The 15,417-nt window shown below is 67.3% G+C and carries 12 protein-coding genes; 5 read left to right on the plus strand and 7 right to left on the minus strand.

The window, feature by feature from the left end; genetic code table 11:
* Positions 1-36: 36 nt before the first annotated feature.
* Genes RSO01_RS35360 through RSO01_RS35375 form a run of 4 tightly spaced genes read right to left on the minus strand, consistent with a single transcriptional unit; the run spans position 37 to position 5,171 of the window.
* Entirely contained in the window at positions 37-1,677 is a 1,641-nt protein-coding gene (locus RSO01_RS35360; RefSeq protein WP_147155314.1) for a dipeptide ABC transporter ATP-binding protein, read from the minus strand.
* Positions 1,674-2,540: an ABC transporter permease gene (locus RSO01_RS35365; RefSeq protein ID WP_147155315.1), complete on the minus strand. Its 867-nt coding sequence runs from the start codon at positions 2,538-2,540 to the stop codon at positions 1,674-1,676. Before RSO01_RS35365 ends, RSO01_RS35360 begins: the two co-directional genes overlap by 4 nt.
* Positions 2,537-3,562 (minus strand): ABC transporter permease, encoded by a 1,026-nt coding sequence (locus RSO01_RS35370; RefSeq protein ID WP_246159037.1) that lies wholly within the window; start codon positions 3,560-3,562, stop codon positions 2,537-2,539. Before RSO01_RS35370 ends, RSO01_RS35365 begins: the two co-directional genes overlap by 4 nt.
* Before the next feature lies 1 nt (position 3,563).
* Positions 3,564-5,171 carry an ABC transporter substrate-binding protein gene (locus RSO01_RS35375; protein WP_246159038.1) on the minus strand — a complete coding sequence of 536 codons (1,608 nt, stop codon included), beginning with the start codon at positions 5,169-5,171 and terminating at the stop codon, positions 3,564-3,566.
* Positions 5,172-5,301: 130 nt separating this feature from the next.
* Between RSO01_RS35375 and RSO01_RS35380 the strand changes: the two genes are divergently transcribed.
* Positions 5,302-6,615 carry an MFS transporter gene (locus RSO01_RS35380; RefSeq protein ID WP_170303601.1) on the plus strand — a complete coding sequence of 438 codons (1,314 nt, stop codon included), beginning with the start codon at positions 5,302-5,304 and terminating at the stop codon, positions 6,613-6,615.
* A 45-nt stretch (positions 6,616-6,660) separates the two neighbouring features.
* Here the strand turns inward: RSO01_RS35380 and RSO01_RS35385 are convergent, their stop codons facing one another.
* Positions 6,661-7,902, minus strand: coding sequence for a Zn-dependent hydrolase (locus tag RSO01_RS35385; protein ID WP_147155317.1), 1,242 nt, complete (start codon positions 7,900-7,902; stop codon positions 6,661-6,663).
* A 61-nt stretch (positions 7,903-7,963) separates the two neighbouring features.
* Here RSO01_RS35385 and RSO01_RS35390 point away from each other — a divergent pair, with 61 nt between their 5' ends.
* Both RSO01_RS35390 and RSO01_RS47795 read left to right on the plus strand, forming a co-directional pair.
* Positions 7,964-9,535, plus strand: a complete 1,572-nt coding sequence (locus RSO01_RS35390) for a GMC family oxidoreductase (protein WP_147155318.1) — start codon at positions 7,964-7,966, stop codon at positions 9,533-9,535.
* 91 nt (positions 9,536-9,626) lie between these two features.
* The gene (locus RSO01_RS47795; protein ID WP_170303602.1) at positions 9,627-10,817 is read left to right on the plus strand and encodes an energy transducer TonB family protein; all 1,191 of its coding nucleotides are present in this window, start codon (positions 9,627-9,629) and stop codon (positions 10,815-10,817) included.
* 340 nt (positions 10,818-11,157) lie between these two features.
* Here the strand turns inward: RSO01_RS47795 and RSO01_RS35400 are convergent, their stop codons facing one another.
* Positions 11,158-12,417 carry an MFS transporter gene (locus RSO01_RS35400; RefSeq protein WP_147155320.1) on the minus strand — a complete coding sequence of 420 codons (1,260 nt, stop codon included), beginning with the start codon at positions 12,415-12,417 and terminating at the stop codon, positions 11,158-11,160.
* Between the two features lie 121 nt (positions 12,418-12,538).
* Here RSO01_RS35400 and RSO01_RS35405 point away from each other — a divergent pair, with 121 nt between their 5' ends.
* A complete protein-coding gene (locus RSO01_RS35405; RefSeq protein WP_147155321.1) occupies positions 12,539-13,513 on the plus strand; it encodes an aldo/keto reductase in 975 nt (324 codons plus the stop codon).
* Positions 13,514-13,517: 4 nt separating this feature from the next.
* Complete coding sequence (locus RSO01_RS35410; protein WP_147155322.1) at positions 13,518-14,195, plus strand: CBS domain-containing protein; 678 nt, start codon at positions 13,518-13,520, stop codon at positions 14,193-14,195.
* On the opposite strand, the gene RSO01_RS35415 is transcribed toward RSO01_RS35410, so the two are convergent.
* Entirely contained in the window at positions 14,188-15,405 is a 1,218-nt protein-coding gene (locus RSO01_RS35415) for a CaiB/BaiF CoA transferase family protein (protein WP_147155323.1), read from the minus strand. The genes RSO01_RS35410 and RSO01_RS35415 overlap by 8 nt on opposite strands.
* Positions 15,406-15,417 lie beyond the last annotated feature (12 nt).

Consider the following 15,417-nt stretch of genomic DNA (forward strand, 5'->3'; position numbering starts at 1 on the left):
GAGCGCGCAGGATGCGCGCGGTCCGGAAGAGCATGATCAGGCAGCGCGGCGCTTCGGCTCGAAGTACGGCACGGCATCGAGCAGCGTGCGGGTGTATTCCGCCTTGGGGTGCTGAAAAATCTCCCGGCTGGGTCCCGCCTCCACCACCTTGCCGGCCTGCAGCACCACGAGATCGTCGCACAGCATGCGCACGACGTTGAGATCGTGGCTGACGAACAGCAGCCCGATCCCCTCTTCCCGCCGCAGACGGTCGAGCAGCTGCAGGATTACCGCCTGCACCGACACGTCGAGCGCCGCCGTCGGCTCATCCAGGATCATCAATCGCGGTCGCGGAGCAATGGCGCGAGCGATGCCAACGCGCGCCTTCTGCCCACCCGAGAGCTGGTGAGGGAAACGTTCCAGGAGGTCCATCGGCAGGCCGGCGCGGTCCGCCGCATCGCGCACCCGCGTCGTCAGCGCCGAGCCGTCGCGCAGGCCTTCCAGCCGGCGCAGCGGATGGGCGATGCTGTCGAAGGCGGTGTAACGCGGATTGAGGCTGTCGTTCGGATCCTGGAACACGATCTGAATGTCACGCCGCTGCAGCGCCTTGTGGAAGTCGCGCGCCGGGATGCGGGCGATCGATTCGCCGTCGAACACGATGTCGCCGTCGTCAGGGTCCAGCAACCGGCAGACCAGGCGCGACAGGGTGCTTTTGCCCGATCCCGATTCGCCCACCAGACCCAGCGCGCCGCCGGGCGGTAGGCTGAACGAGACGTCGTCGACCGCAGGCGAAGGTCCGCCGAAGGACTTCACGACATGCCGCAGCTCGAGCAAGGGCGGCGTGCCGGGCTTGCGCTCGATTGGCATCGGCACGATCTTCGGCGCGTCCGGCGACAGGTCGGCCAGGGTCGATTGGCGCGTCGGCGAGGCGGCCACCAGGCGCCTCGTGTAGGGATGCGTCGGCGCCTCGAATAGCCGCTCGGTCGCGCCCTGCTCGACCACCCGGCCCGCCTCCATCACGGCGATGCGGTCGCACCATCTCGCCGCCAGCCCGAGATCGTGGGTGATCAGGATCATGGCCATGCCGCGCTCGGCCTGGATGCCCGCCAGAAGCTCCATCACGGTCTGCTGCGTCGTGACGTCGAGGCCGGTCGTCGGCTCGTCGGCAATCAGCAAGGCGGGCTCGCAGGCGATCGCCATGGCGATCATGACGCGCTGGCACATGCCGCCCGACAGCTCGTGCGGATAGGCCGACAGCCGCGCTTCCGGATCGCGGATGCGCACCGCTTTCAGCAGCTCGAGCGCCTGCGCGCGGGCGGAGGCATTCGACAGCCGGCCGTGCGCGGCCAGCACGTCGACGATCTGCTGCTCGACGGTGCGGATCGGATTCAGTGCGGCGCGCGGGTTCTGGAAGATCATCGACAGCGCAGAACCGCGCAGCCGGCGCAGATCGGCATGGTTGGCGTTGGTGATATCGCGCCCTTCGAAGCGGATGCTGCCGGCCGTGATGCGGCCGGCGCGGTCCAGCAGGCGCATCACGGCAAGCGACGTGACGGACTTGCCCGAGCCGCTTTCGCCCACGATGCCCAGCGTCTCGCCGCTCTTGAGGTCGATGTCGATGCCATGCAGTGCCTGCACCACGCCGTGGCGCGTGGAGAAGGCGACCTGCAGCTTCTCGACCTGCAGCAATGCCGTCATGTGCGCATGCGCGGATCGAGGATGTCGCGCAGTCCGTCGCCCAGCAGGTTGAAGCAGAGGACCGTCAGCATCAGCGCCAGGCCGGGGAACGCCACCAGCCACCACTTGCCGGTGGTGATGAAGCGCGCGCCCTCGGCCACCATGATCCCCCACTCCGGCGTCGGCGGCTTCACGCCCAGGCCGATGAAGGAGAGGCCCGCGGCATTGAGGATCGCCCAGCCGAGATTGAGCGAGATCTGCACCGCCATGGCCGGCAGCACGTTGGGCAGCAGCACGCGCAGCACCACCGAGAGGTGGCTGTCGCCGCAGGCGCGCGAGGCCTCGACCCAGCCGGCGTTGCGCCGCACGTTCACCTCGGCGCGGGCGAAGCGGATGTAGAACGGCAGATTGATGATGGCCGTGGCGACGATGATGTTCTCGACGCGGTTGCCCAGGGCGGCGACCAGCGCCATCGCCAGCACGAACAGTGGAAAGGCCATCAGGACGTCGACGAAGCGGCCGATCCAGCGATCGAGACCGCCGCCGACATAGCCGCAGAAGCCGCCGATGACCGCGCCGACGGCGAAGGACAGGCCGACCGCCGAGAAGGCGATCATGAGGTCGAGCCGGGTCGCGGCCAGGATGCGACTCAGGATGTCGCGGCCGAGCTGGTCGGTGCCCGCCCAATGCGCGGCCGACGGCGGCTGCAGGGCCTTGGGCACGTTCGACGCCACCGGATCGTAGGGCACCAGCACGGGTGCGAAGAGCGCCACGAACAGCAGCAGCAGCGCGCCCAGCGATGCCACCGCGGTGACGGGATTGGAGCGCAGGACATAGGCGGCATGGCGCCCGATGCCCGATCGGCCGATGACCGCGTCGCTCATGCCACGGAGACCCGGGGATCGGCGATGCCGTACAGCACGTCGATCGTCACGTTCACCAGGACGAAGATCGACGCCATCAGGAGCACGAAGGCCTGGACCGGCGCGTAGTCCGACGCGAGCAGCGCATCGAGCGCATAGGAGGCGACGCCCGGCCAGGAGAAGACCTTCTCGACCAGGACATTGGCGCCCAGCATGGTCGAGAACACGATGCCGGTGATGGTGATCACCGGCAGGAGCGCGTTGCGCAGCGCATAGGCCACGATGATACGCAGCCGCGACAGGCCCATCGCATGCGCCGTGCGGATGAAGTCGCTGCCCAGCACGGCCAGCATCGAGGCGCGTGTCATGCGGGCGAGCGGCGCCAACACGAACAGCGCCATGGTGAAGGCCGGCAGCATGAGCTGGCGGAAGGCGGCCCACCAGCCGTCCCAATCGCCGGTCACGGCGAAGTCGATCAGGTAGAAGCCGGTGATGTCGGGCGGCGGCGAGGCGAAGATGTCGATGCGCGCCGTCGGATCGGGCGCCCAGCCCAGCAGATAGTAGAAGGCGTAGATCAGCAGCAGCCCCGACACGAAGGTCGGCACGCAGACCCCCAAGGTGCAGAGCAGCCGGACTGCGTGGTCGATCACCGAGCCCTGGCGCAGGGCGGCAAAGACCCCGAGCGGCAGGGAAAAGACGAGCGCGATCAGCAGCGCCACGCAGGTGAGCTCGAGCGACGCCGGCAGCCGGCGCTTGATGTCGAGCACGACCGGCTGACCTGTCGTCATCGACCGGCCGAAATTGCCCTGCGCGATCTCGCCCAGATAGCGCACGAGCTGCACGGGGATCGGCTTGTCGAGCCCCATGGTGCGGCGCAACTCCTCGATCTCCGCCTGGCCGGCGCTGGGGCCGGAGGCGAAGAAGGTCGCGGGATCGCCCGGCAATACGCGCATCAGGATGAAGGTGACGACCACTACGCCGAGCAGCGCGGGGATCGACGCCAGCAGCCTGCGGCCGACGCGACGGGCGATACCGGCCAGCAAGCTACACCCGCTTCAGGTCGCGGAAGTCAGCCTGGCGGTAGAACTGATAGGTGTAGCCGTCGACCGACTTCGCCATGGCGGCGTCGTGGTTGGGCTGCCAGAGCATGATGAGCGGCGTCTCTGCATTGAAGATCTCGATCATCTTCAGGCAATCGTCGTCGTACTTGGCCTTGTCGGTCTGATAGCGCGCGTCGAGCGTCAGCTCTTCCATCTTGGTGCTCTTGAACGAGGAGAAGTTCCAGCGCTGCTCGCGCGTGAAGTAGAGATAGAAGAAGTAGTAGGTGTAGGGCAACCAGGCGGTCGCGCCGTCCATGAAGAACGGCATCTTGCGCTCCGACGCGAGCGTGTTGAACTCGGCGTCCGGCTTCTTCTGGATCTCGACCTGGATGCCGACCTTGCCCAGCGATTCCTTGAGCAGCGCCGCCACCGGCTCGGCCGTCGCCGCCGCGCCGACATTGAAGGCGAAGGTGGTCGAGAAACCGTTGGGGAAACCGGCCTCGGCCAGCAGCTTCTTGGCCAGCGCCGGATCGGCCTTGTTGGGGATCGGCTGCGGGAAGCTCGCGTCGGGCGGCGTCGTCGTCCAGGTCCCGTCATAGAGCTTGCGGCCGCGCTCGAAGATCGCCGCCTTGAACATGTCGTCGTAGGACAGCGCCGCGGCCACGGCCTTGCGCACCTTGGGATTGTCGAACGGCGCCGCCTGCGTGTTCATCGAGACGTGGGTGAAGCCGTTGGTCTGCGGCATCGAGACCAGCTTGGCCTTGGCCGACTTCTCGATAGTCGGCAGGTCGGCAGCGGCGAGGTCGATCGAGAGATCGGCATCGCCGCGCTCGACCAGGTTGGCGCGCGTGGCGGGCTCGGGCACGGTCTGGATGATGATGCGGCGGAAGAACGGCAGCGTGCCGCCCGGCGCACCGGCCCATTTGTCGTTACGGCGCAGAACGGTGCTCTCGCCGGCCTTGTGGCTCTCGACGATGTAGGCGCCGCTCGCCGCGGTGTTGGTCTTCATCCATTCCTGCGCCCACGGATCCTCGCCCGTGGCGTTCTGCTTGGCGAGCTTGCTGTTGACCATGATGGCGTAGCAGACGCAGAGATTGGCCAGCGCCAGCCGGTCGGGCTTCTCCAGGGTCACAGTCAGCGTCTTCGGGTCGACGATCTTGAACTGGTCGACGCTGGTCAGGGAGCCGGTGGTGAACTGCGGCGCCGCCAGCGACTTGGCCGAGACGGCGCGATCGAGCGACCACTTCACATCCTCGGCTGTCACCGGCGAGCCATCCTGCCAGGTGGCATCGTCGCGCAAGGTGATGGTGATCACCTTGTTGTCAGGGCTGATGCTGTAGGACTTCGCCAGCTCACCCTCGATCTTGTCGGGATCGAACACCCAGTAGTCGGCGACCTTCTTGCGGCCGAACCTGAAGAGCCGGTCATAGACATTCATGCTGAGGCCGAACGATTCGCGCGTGGCGCCGAACATCGTCGTATCGAGCGTGTTGATCGTGGCGCCGGTCACGTAGCGCAAGGTCTCCGCCCGGCTCTGCGCCATCGCCGGCATTCCCCCGCCCGCCAACAGTGCGGCGCCCGCAGCGCTCTGCAGAAGAACTCGACGTTTCATGTGACCACCCTCAGATCGGTTGAATGGAGTGGCGTTTCCTGATCCCCGAACAGACGACGCAAATCCCATGCCACGGGTTGACGTTGGCAAGAGTCCGGCCAAAAAGGCTCTTGGGGAAAGAGAAGAGACCATGCGTATTACCGCCGCCGACAAGAGTCTGGGCACAGGTCCGGACAAGGCCGAGCATTGGCCGGTGCCACGACGTCAGGCGTGGTTCGCCTTCGTCATGGCGTTTCTCCTCATGATGTTCGACTACATGGACCGCCAGGTCGTGGTGTCGATGTTCCCCGCGCTCAAGGCCGAGTGGGGCCTGAGCGACAAGGAGCTGGGCGCACTGACCGCGGCGGTGTCGATCACCGTTGCCGTCTTCGCCTTTCCCATCGCCCTGCTGGCCGATCGCTGGAGCCGGGTCAAAAGCATCGTCGTCATGGCGACGATATGGAGTCTCGCCACCATCGCCTGCGGCCTCTCGCGCAGCTACGGCCAGCTGCTCGCGTCACGGGCGGTCATCGGTCTCGGCGAGGCGGGCTATGGCGCGGCGGGAGGTGCGCTGCTCACCAGCATGTTCCCGGCGGCACGGCGCGCCACGGTGGTCGGCGGCTTCCTGGCGGCCGCCGTGGTCGGTTCGGTGCTGGGCGTGGCACTGGGCGGCTTCATCACCGCGCGCTGGGGCTGGCAGGCGGCGTTCGGCCTGGTTGGAGTCCCGGGATTGGTGCTTGCCCTCCTGTTCCTGCTGGTGCGCGACTATCGCACGGTGCCGCTGACCGATCCCGAGGCGCGGCGGCTCGGCGTACGCGGTGTGCTGCGCGGCCTGCTCGGTCCGCGCACGGCCCTGATCTGCTATGCCGGCGGTGCGCTACAGCTTCTGACCGTCTCGACGGTCTATGTCTGGCTGCCGAGCTATCTCAACCGCTTTCACGGCCTGCCGACCGACAGAGCGGGTTTGATGACGGCACTGGTGCTCGTGCTCGGCAGCGTCGGCATCGTGCTGTGGGGCTACGTCGCCGACCGCGTGGGCGATACCAATCCGCAACGCAAGCTGATGGTGCCGTCCGCCTGCCTGGTCGTCGCATCATTGCTGCTGTCGACGGGCTTCGGGCTGATGCAGCCCAGCAGCCTGCAGTTCGTCGTGATCGCGGCCGGCGGCTTCATGATGACGGCAGCCTCCGGCACCGTTCCCGCCGCCGCCATCGACGTCATCCATCCCGGCCTGCGCGCCACCGCCGGCGCCATGGTCGCCGTGGTGCAGAATCTGTTCGGGCTGGCCGCGGGGCCGCTGATCACCGGCGTGCTGTCCGATGCTTTCGGCCTGGTGACGGCCCTGTCGGTGATGTCGTTCTTCTGCCTCGCCTCGGCTGCCGTGCTGATGCTGGGCACGCGCGTCTATCCCGCCGAGCTCAATGCCGCACGGACCTTGGCGGCGATGACGATGCGGTCGGATTAGTCACGCTCTTCCGGACCGCGCGCAGGATGCGCGCGGTCCGGAAGACTAACGATTGGCCCGCGCCACTGCCGCATTCAGCAACAAATTCGCGCCAGGCACCGACCGCACAAGCTCGATCGCCTCATTGACGTTGTGGCTGATACCCTCGAAGCAGGGCGTGAAGATCATCGCTGTCGGCGCCATGGTCGCCACGGCATAGGCATCGTGGCCAGCCTGGCTACGCATCTCGCGGTACGGCAGGCCGAGCTCCTTGGCCGTCGATCTCAGGAGATCGATGCACTCCGGCGCGAACAGCTCGCTGCCCCAGCGCCAGCCCTCCTCGACGTCGATCTCGACATTCGCCTTCTTCGCCGAAGCCGCGATCGCCGCATCGACCTCCTTGCGCATCGCGACGAACCGCGCCGCATCGATGTGACGAAAATCGATGGTGAGCTTGACCTGCTCGGCATAGGTGCCGGGCAGGTTGGGGAAACTCTCGATCCGCGTCGTCGTCGTGCGGCCCTCGTCGGCGGCAAAGGCCAGGCCAATATCGTTGACGGCGGCGATGACATAGCCGGCGCCGACCAGGGCGTTGCGCCGCATCGCCATGGGCGTGCCGCCGGCATGGCCGGTATCGCCCTTGATGGTGAGCCGCAGCGCCTGGGTCTTGTAGCCGCCGACCACGATGCCGATGTCGCATTTCTCGCGATCCAGCACGGGCGCCTGCTCGATATGCAGCTCCAGATAGGCGTCGAACGTGCGATCGCCCAACGGCGCAGGCCCGGCATAGCCGATGTCGTCCAACGCCTTGGCGACCGTGACGCCATCTTCGTCGGTGGTCGCCAGCACGCTCTCCAGCGGCAGCACCTTGGCGAAGGCCATCGAGCCCATCATCGGCGGGCTGAAGCGCGCGCCCTCTTCGTTGGTCCAGCAGATGACCTCGATGCCGCGCTTGGTTGAAAGCCCGCGATCGTTCAGCGTGCGCACCACTTCCAGTCCGCACAGCACGCCCAAGATGCCATCGTAGCGGCCGCCGCAGATCTGGGTGTCGAGGTGGCTGCCGATCGCGACCGGCGGAAGGCTGGGATCGCTGCCGGCGCGGCGCGCGAAGATGTTGCCCAGCCGGTCGATCTCGATGCTGCAGCCCGCCGTCTTCGCCCAGTCGACGAACAGATCGCGCATCTGCTTGTCCTCGGCCGACAAGGCCAGCCGGCGCAGCCCGACGTCGCGGAAGCGCCCGATCTCCGCCGACCGTTCCAGGCTCTCCCACAATCTCTCGGCATTGATCTCCAGGACATTCGTGGCCACGGCAGGCTCCTTGCTTGGGGGCGTTGGCTTCCAACAAGAAGCGTGCCAGTGAAGACGGGCAATGCAAGACGATTACGACTTCATCATCATCGGCGGCGGCTCGGCCGGCGCCGTCCTGGCGGCGCGGTTGAGCGAGGATCCCACCCTCCGCGTCCTGCTGCTCGAAGCCGGCCGCGACTTCCGCACCGCCGAGACGCCGCAGCATCTCAGGATTCCCAATCCGTTGCGCGCCATCGCCGACGACGACTATCGCTGGCCCAAGCTTCTAGCCCGCCGGACGGAACGCCAGGAGCCCAAGCTTCTGTGGCGCGGCCGCGCCATCGGCGGCAGCTCGACCATCAACGGCCAGATCGCCATCCGCGGCGTCCCCGAGGATTTTGCCGACTGGGTCGCCGAGGGCGCCAAGGGCTGGGGCTGGCAGGAGGTCCTGCCTTACTTCCGCAGGCTGGAAAGCGACGTCGATTTCGGCGATGCGCCGTATCACGGCAAGACCGGCCCGATCCCGGTCTATCGCGCGCCCATCGAGCAATGGGGCCATGTCGACCGCGCGATGATGAAGGCGTCGCTGGCCCTGGGCTACGGCTGGTGCCCCGACCACAATGCGCCCGAGGGAAGCGGCGTGGGACCCTACGCGATCAACAGCCGCGACGGACTGCGCATCTCGGTCAATGACGGCTATCTCGAATCGGCGCGCGGCCGCGCCAACCTGACGATCGTGGGCAACGCGGTGGTCGACACGCTGACCTTCGAAGGCAATCGCCCGCATGCCAACGGCGTCCGCGTACAGATCGGCGGCGAGCAGAGATCCGTGCGGGCGCGGCGCGAAGTGATCCTGTCGGCGGGCGCGATCCATTCGCCGGCGATCCTGCAGCGGTCCGGCATCGGACCACGCCGCCTGCTGGACGGCCTCGGCATAAAAGTCGTGGCCGACCGGCCGGTCGGCGAGCATCTGCTCGACCATCCGATCCTGGGGCTGATGCTCGAGCTGCGCCCCGATGCACAGGTCAGCACGCTGGCCCATCGCCACACCAACTGCTGCCTGCGCTACACCTCAGGCCTCGCCGGATCGGGCGTCAACGACATGATCATGATCGCGGGCAACCTGCGCCCGGCGGAGGACGGCGGCACGGCGCGCGCCCGCCTCGCCGTCTCGGCCTTCCAGGCCCTGAGCGAGGGCAGCGTCCGCATCACCACGCGCGATCCCGCGGTCGATCCTCGCGTGGACGAACGCATGCTGAGCCACGACAGCGACCTTCTGCGCATGCGCGACGGCGTGCATCGGATGCGCGAGATCGGGCTGCACGAGGAGGTCCGCGCCATCGCCACGCGCGTCGAATACGGCATGACCGGCCGTTCGATCGAACAGCCCTTCTCGGCCCGGGAGCTGGACGACTGGATGTTCGCCGAATGCTCCGACGCCCAGCATGCCAGCGGCACCTGCCGCATGGGCGCGGCCGACGACCCGCGATCGGTGGTCGATCCCGACTGCCGGGTGATCGGTTGCAGCGGGCTCAGGGTCATCGACGCCTCGGTCATGCCGACCGTGGTACGGGCCAATACCCATCTGACGACGGTGATGACAGGCGAAAAGATGGCCGACCACCTCAAGCAATCGGTCAAATCTCACGCCTAACGCAACCCCTAGGGTGGCGGCGCGGCAAACCGCATCGTAAAAGCGAACCGTGGCCTACGCCGTCAGCGCCTTATCTCACCGTTCCGAGCACATGTCGCCTGCGGCCGTGGCACTCGCCGTGCTGCTGCACGCGCTGGTCGCACTGGCGCTGTGGTGGGTGGCGCAGGAACCCAAGGCGCCGGCCGAGCCCGCCTTGGAAGTCTACTTCGAGCCGGCGCCCAAGCCGGAAGAAAAGCCGCCAGAACCCGAACAGCGGCCGGAGCAGAAGCCCGAGCCACCCAAGCCGGAGCCGCAACCGCAGCCGCAGCCTCAACCACCGCCGCCGCAGGTCATCCCGCCCATCGAGGCGCTGGCGCCGCCCGCCGAGATCGTCGCCGAGAAGCCGACCCAGGCGCCGCCCAAGGGCGACAAACCCAAGGACGCCGAACTCGCGCCGCCGCCGCCGCCATTGCAGGACGTCCTGCCGTCACCCGATCAGGATTTGGTGGCACCGCCGACAGCGGCCGAGTTCAAGGAGCTCGCCAAGGTCGAACCCGCTCCCACACCGCCGCCACCGACGCCGCCCGCGCCGATGCCTGTACCGCCGGCGCCAACGCCTCCGGCCGCGCCACCGACACTGCAGTTGCAGAGCATCCTGCCCTCACCCGGCGAGGACCTGCCGGCGCCGACGGCGGCCGACTTCGCCAAGGTCGAGCCCAAGCCGCCCGCACCTGCACCTCAGGAGAAAAAGCCGCCGGAGCCGCCCAAGCCGCAGCAGCAGGCGCTCGCCAAGCCGCCAGAGAAACCACCAGAGAAGCCACCCGAGAAGCCGCAGCCGCCGCAGCAACATCAGCAGCAGCAACAGCAGGCCAAGCCGCCGATGCCGCAGCTGCAGAAGCCGCAGTACCAGCCCTCGCCGCTCAGCACCGCGCCGTCGCATCGGCCGCCGGCCGGCACGCAGTCGGACAACCCTTCGCCCTCGCCGTTCGTCAATCCGGCGGACACCTACAACAAGGCGCGTGCCGCCGATAACTATCTCTGGCAGGTCGTGCGCCGGCTGCAGGGCTATCGCTATAGCGCGAACGTCAGCGCCACGCAGGGCATCACCGTGGTGCGGGTGGTCATCGCTCGCGACGGCCGGCTGCTGAACGTCAGCGTTTCCCGCTCGAGCGGCGTTCCCGAGTTCGACCAGGGCGTGCTGGCCGGCGTGCGCTCGGGTTCGCCCTATGCGCCGCTGCCGCCCGACATCAAAGGCGACAGCGCCACCTTCGACCTGCCGCTGGTGTCGACCAGGCGCATGTGAGTCCTGGTAGCTCGGCAGACAGGGTCGAGGCTGAACGCCGAACGCGATCGCATTCGCCGGAGGCCGCAGCAGCGCCTCGGGGTTGTCGACACAGGAAAGGCCCGGCGCGGCGCCTGCCGGGCACGATGGACTTCGGATGAACGATGCATAGAGCGGAGCCCACCCAGAGGCGAGCGACCGGCCACCATAACTTGGGTTCTTCATAGAGTCAACTACAGTTCTAGTTTTTGCGCCCCATAAGGGGCTAAATGGCGCAAAAATGTTCGGGGTCGAACGTCGGTGCCAGCAGTGCTGGCAATCCCGTCGGCCATGGCCATCTCGTTAAAAGCTCTGTGACGAGCTACTCGACCGCGGCGGCGTAAGGATTGGCCCACCGTCCGCCGGAGAGTCGAAACACCAGGAAGCCGATGATCGTCAGGTTGACGATGTTGAAGACGATGCCGGCGGTGAAGGCAGGCGCGTAGTAGCCGAAGTGATCGTAGAGGAAGCCCGCGAACCAGCTTCCCGCCGCCATGCCGCTCATCGCCGTGAACAAAGTGAGCGGCATGCGCCACGAGGCTTCCGACGGCGGGAAGATGTCGCGGATGGCGACCGAATAGGCCGGGATGATGCCGGCGAAGCCGAAGCCGAAGGCGGCGGAAACGGCGAACAGGCCGGCCTCGTCCTGGGTGAGCGAGAAGGCCGAGATGGCGAGCGCCTGGGTGGCGGAGCCCACCAGGATGGTGCGCAGGCCGCCGATGCGATCGGCCAGCGCGCCCCACGCCTGGCGAGCGACGAAGGCCGACGCCAGCATGACCGACAGCATGGTGGCGCTGCGCGTCGGCGAGATGCCGAGGTCAGTGCAGAAAGCCACGAGATGCGCCTGCGGCACCGACATCGGGATGCAGCAGCAGAAACCGGCGACGCAGAGCAGCGCCTGAACGACGTTGGGACGCATGCCGCCGATGCGCCGGCCGCCGGCCGTCACGTGCGGCAGGTGCTGCGGGACGAGAGGCAGCGGCGAGGGCTTCAGCAACAGCGTGGCGGGCAGGATCGCGACCAGCACCAGGACGGCAAAACCGACCATCAGCATCTGCCAGCCGAGGCTCGAGATGATGCGCTCGAACAGCGCCGGCCAGACGACACCGGCGACGTACTGGCCGGACGAGATCAGCGCGATCGCCGTGCCGCGCCGGCGGTCGAACCAGCGGCTGAGATAGACCAGCAGCGGCGGATAGACACCGCCGTTGCCGAACAGCCCCATCAGCGCGTGGCCGATGAACAGCGACCAGATCCAGCCCAGCGACGACAGCAGCAGGCCGGCCGCGATCATGCCGGCGCCGATCGCCACCGTGGCGCGCACGCCGATGCGGTCGGACAGCCAGCCCATGAAGATGCCGCCGGCGCCGGTGCCGACCCACAGGAACGCGCCGGCCAGCGCCACCACCGAGCGGTCGGTGCCGAGCGATTCCTGGATCGGCTTCATGCCGACGACGATGAGCAGGGACGAGCCGAAGGACACCGACAGGATCGCCAGGATCAACCAGGCAGTCCGCCACGAGGCCTTGCTCTCAACACTTGCGGGCCGTGTCGCACCGCCGCCGGGCTCAGGCCCGTCCATACTGTTTCCTCACTGCGAGCTTGCCTGCTCGTCTGAGGGCATTATCGCGACATCGCGACAAACATGCGTTATTCGAATGCGATTGGCTTCCGCTGTGCGCAACATTTGCTAGATTTGATCCATGAAAACCAAGCTCCTCGGCCGCACCGGCGTCTCCGTCTCCGAACTCTGCTTCGGCACCATGTCCTTCGGCGGCGATGCCGACGAAGCCACCTCGTCTGCGATGTACAAAAACGTCCGCGACGCCGGCATCAACTTCTTCGACACGGCCGACGAATACAGCAAGGGCAAGTCCGAGGAGATTTTAGGCCGCCTGATCCAGGGCCATCGCGACGAGCTGGTGATCGCCAGCAAGTGCAACAGCCAGCAGGGACCGGACGTGAATGCGCGCGGCACCTCGCGCCGCCACGTCGTGCGCGCGGTCGAGGCCAGCCTGAAGCGGCTCGGCACCGATCGCCTCGATATCCTGTTCCTGCACCGCTACGACGCGCTCACGCCGATCGAAGAATCGATGCGCGCCCTGGAAGACGTGGTGAGCGCGGGCAAGGTGATCTATCCCGCGGTCAGCAACTGGTCGGCGTGGCAGACCCAGCGCGGCCTCGACATCCAGGAGCGCAGCAACTGGGCGCGACTGCAGGTCATCCAGCCGATGTACAACCTGGTGAAGCGCCAGGCCGAGGTCGAGATCCTGCCGATGGCCGAGGCCAACGGCATCGGCGTCATCCCGTACAGCCCGGCCGCCGCCGGCCTGCTGTCGGGCAAGTATCTCGGCCAGGCAACGGGAAGGCTGAAGACCAACAAGATGTACGAGGCGCGCTACAGCGACGCCTGGATGTTCGAGGCGGCCGAGGAATACGTCGCCTTCTGCAAGGAGCGCGGCCTGCATCCGGTCAGCACGGCGATCGCCTGGGTGGGCGCGCATCCGGCGGTGACGGCGCCCATCATCGGCGCGCGCAACACCGATCAGCTCAAGGCCTCGCTCGACGCCATCAAGATCGACATGACGCCGTCGCTGCGCGCCGAGCTCGCCGAGCTGTCGCGCACGCCGCCGCCGGCAACCGACCGGCTCGAGGAACAGAAGGCGGCTAGGGCCTGAGCCAATGCGCGCCAAGAACGTGATGTCGAGGCCGGTGACCATCAAGGCCGACGCAACCTTGCGCGATGCCGCGCGCGTGCTGGTCAATTCGCGGTTCAGTGCGCTTCCGGTCGTCGATGAAAAGGGAGCGATGATCGGCATCGTGAGCGAGGTCGACCTGATCCGCCGCGTCGTCGGCGACGAGGGCGATCCGACGCAGCTTCATGCCCACCTCGGCGATCCCGATAGCCAGCCGGCGCTGGCCGCGCCGGTCGTCGAGGTCATGACGCGCGAGGTGATCACCGCCGACGCGGAAACCCTGCTGGAGGACGTCGCCACCCTGATCCTGAAGCATCAGAAGAAGCGTATCCCCATCGTGCGCGACAGCGGCGTCGTCGGCATCGTGAGCCGGACCGATCTCGTCAAGGCGATGCTGTCGCACGGTGCCCCGATCACGCAGCCGGCGGCGGAATCGCCCAAGACCGACGGGGCCCTACGCCGCCAGGTCGCGGACGCCATTCACAAGCTCAATATTCCCCTCGGCGGCTCGTTCGACGTCGTCGTGCGTGACGGCTCGGCCCATCTCTGGGGGCAGGTAGCGAGTGTCGAGGAGGACCGGGCCTGCGAGTTCGCCGCCGCCCAGGTGCCGGGCGTCACCGGCGTGATGAGCCACATGCAGGTCGTGGGGCCGCACCTCAGATGATCTTGCGGGTCTTCAGGTCCTTGATCTCCGCTTCGCTATAACCCAGCTCGCACAGCACCGCCTGGTTATGCTGGCCAAGTTCCGGCGCAATGCCGGGCTTGGCCGGCGTCTCGGAGAACTGCCAGGGCGTGCCGTGCACCTTGAGCTTCTTGCCGTACTTGGGATAGTCGACGTGGGTGACGTAGCCGTTGGCGATCACGTCGGGATCGTTCGACGCTTCGAGCATCGTGTTGATCGGCGCCGAGACGATGTCGGCCTTGCGCAGCCTGGCCACCCAATCGTCGCGCGTGCCAGTGGCGAAGAGGTCGTCGAGCAGGCTGAGAAGCTCCTCGCGCTTGGCGTCGTTGTCGATGATGACGCCGAGATTCTCGAAACCCGCCGCCTTGATGCGATCTTGGAAGCCCAATCCGGTCACGGCGTCCTTCCAGTTCTCCGGGCCGGTGAGCTGGAACACCAGCGGCTTGCCGTCGCGATCGTTGAACGAGGCGCTGATGCCGGGCCTCTCCGGCGTGCCGGTAATGCGTGCCTGGCCGGTCACTGGATTCTGGTTGCGCCACATCGTCGTGGTGAAGGTCCAGCCCATCAGGCGGACCAGCGAGCCCAGGAGCGACAGCTCGATCTTCTGGCCGACTCCCGTGGTGCGCGCGTGGGTGAGCGCCGCCAGCGCGCCGCCGAAGGCCAGCATGGCCGTCGATTCGTCGGCCACCGAGGCGATGCCGGTGCGCATCTTCTGGCCCGGCATGGAATAGGCCTCGGCGATGCCGCCCAGCGCCTGCGCCATGGAATCGGTGCCGGGCAGATGGCCGTTGGGGCCGCGCGTGCCGTAGCCCGAGATGGAGACGTAGACGAGCTTCGGATTGACCTTGCGCAGCTCCTCCCAGCCGAAGCCGTTCCGGTCGGCCGCGCTCGGGCGGAAGTTCTGGCCGAAGATGTCGGCCTTGGCGACCAGCTTGTGCAGGATGGCGCGGCCCTCGGGTGACTTGAGATTGAGCGTCACGCTCTTCACGCCGCGATTGTTGGTCTCGAAGAAGGTGCTGGGCATGCCGGGCAGCACGGTCATGCGGCGCGAGCCGTCGCCGCCGTCGGGCGGCTCGATCTTGATCACGTCGGCGCCGAGGTCGGCCATCAGCATGTAGGGCACGGTGCCCGCCTGCGCCGTCGAGCAGGAAACGACCTTCACGCCCTGGAGCGGGCCCCACTTCTCCGACATCTCACGCTACTC

It is taken from the genome of Reyranella soli, from assembly GCF_007992495.1.
In the GTDB taxonomy this organism is placed as follows: domain Bacteria; phylum Pseudomonadota; class Alphaproteobacteria; order Reyranellales; family Reyranellaceae; genus Reyranella; species Reyranella soli.